This is a genomic window from Candidatus Viridilinea mediisalina (assembly GCF_002532535.1).
GTDB lineage: Bacteria > Chloroflexota > Chloroflexia > Chloroflexales > Chloroflexaceae > Viridilinea > Viridilinea mediisalina.
In genome coordinates this window covers 1-886 of the sequence record NZ_NQWI01000301.1, presented here as the reverse complement: position 1 = coordinate 886, position 886 = coordinate 1, and the positions used below count along the sequence as shown (strand labels likewise).

General features: G+C 50.6%; 2 protein-coding genes. Both read left to right on the top strand.

The window, feature by feature from the left end; all coding sequences use genetic code 11:
• The first annotated feature begins 195 nt into the window (after positions 1-195).
• Positions 196-579 carry a Uma2 family endonuclease gene (locus tag CJ255_RS24590; protein WP_245863671.1) on the top strand — a complete coding sequence of 128 codons (384 nt, stop codon included), beginning with the start codon at positions 196-198 and terminating at the stop codon, positions 577-579.
• A gap of 15 nt (positions 580-594) precedes the next feature.
• Positions 595-804, top strand: coding sequence for a hypothetical protein (locus CJ255_RS24585; RefSeq protein WP_245863669.1), 210 nt, complete (start codon positions 595-597; stop codon positions 802-804).
• Positions 805-886: the final 82 nt, after the last annotated feature.

Genomic DNA, 886 nt, shown 5'->3' with positions numbered 1-886 from the left:
AGGCTCATCCGCCTCTTGCGGCCCCAAGTAGGGTTAGACATCTTCGTCTATACGCCAGCCGAGTTTCGCCAATTGGCACAAGAACGCACCTTTGTGCGTAATGAGATTGTGGCGAAGGGCAGGGTTTTGTATGAACGAGGCTGAACGCTGGCTACAGTTTGCACATGAAGATTTGATCATGACAAGTTTAGCTCTATGAACGCTCAACCTAGACCGTACCTCAGTGAAGCCGCCTATCTTGAGCGCGAACGGGTAAGTACGATCAAGCATGAGTATTATGCTGGTGAGCTTTTTGCCATGTCGGGCGCAAGTGAGGCGCATAATCTTATTGCCAGCAATGTTCATGCTAGTCTGTATAATCAGATTCGGGGACGTGGTTGTCGTATCTATCCGAGCGATATGCGTGTGAAGGTGGCAAAGACCGGATTGTATACCTACCCTGATCTTACACTTGTCTGTGGACAACCTAAATTTGCTGATCAGGTTAAACGGGATACGCTGCTTAATCCTACGGTTATTATTGAAATTCTCTCGCCATCAACGGAGCGTTATGATCGCGGGGTTAAATTTCAACAGTAGCGTGCGCTTGATACGTTGCAAGAATATATTCTTATCGCCCAACAAACGTATCATATCGAACGCTTTGTCCGTCAAGGGCCACAGGCCTGGGTGCTGACGGAGGTGGTGGGCCGTGATGCGACGATGACGCTTGAAGCTATTCAGGCGGTCTTGGCGCTTACGGATGTGTATGAGTTGGTTGAATTCCCGCCCGAGGCGCCAACGGATGAGCGGACGGCGCTTTGACGCACGCTTTCACCTCGCTGCTAGTAGAAGTGGGTGTCTGTGGGGATGGCATTGCTCACTATGGTCAGGCTTGTTTCGCAGC

Bases quoted from the DNA above. Each gene is read 5' to 3' on its own strand.
- CJ255_RS24590 (WP_245863671.1), top strand. From the start codon at position 196: ATGAACGCTCAACCTAGACCGTACCTCAGTGAAGCCGCCTATCTTGAG.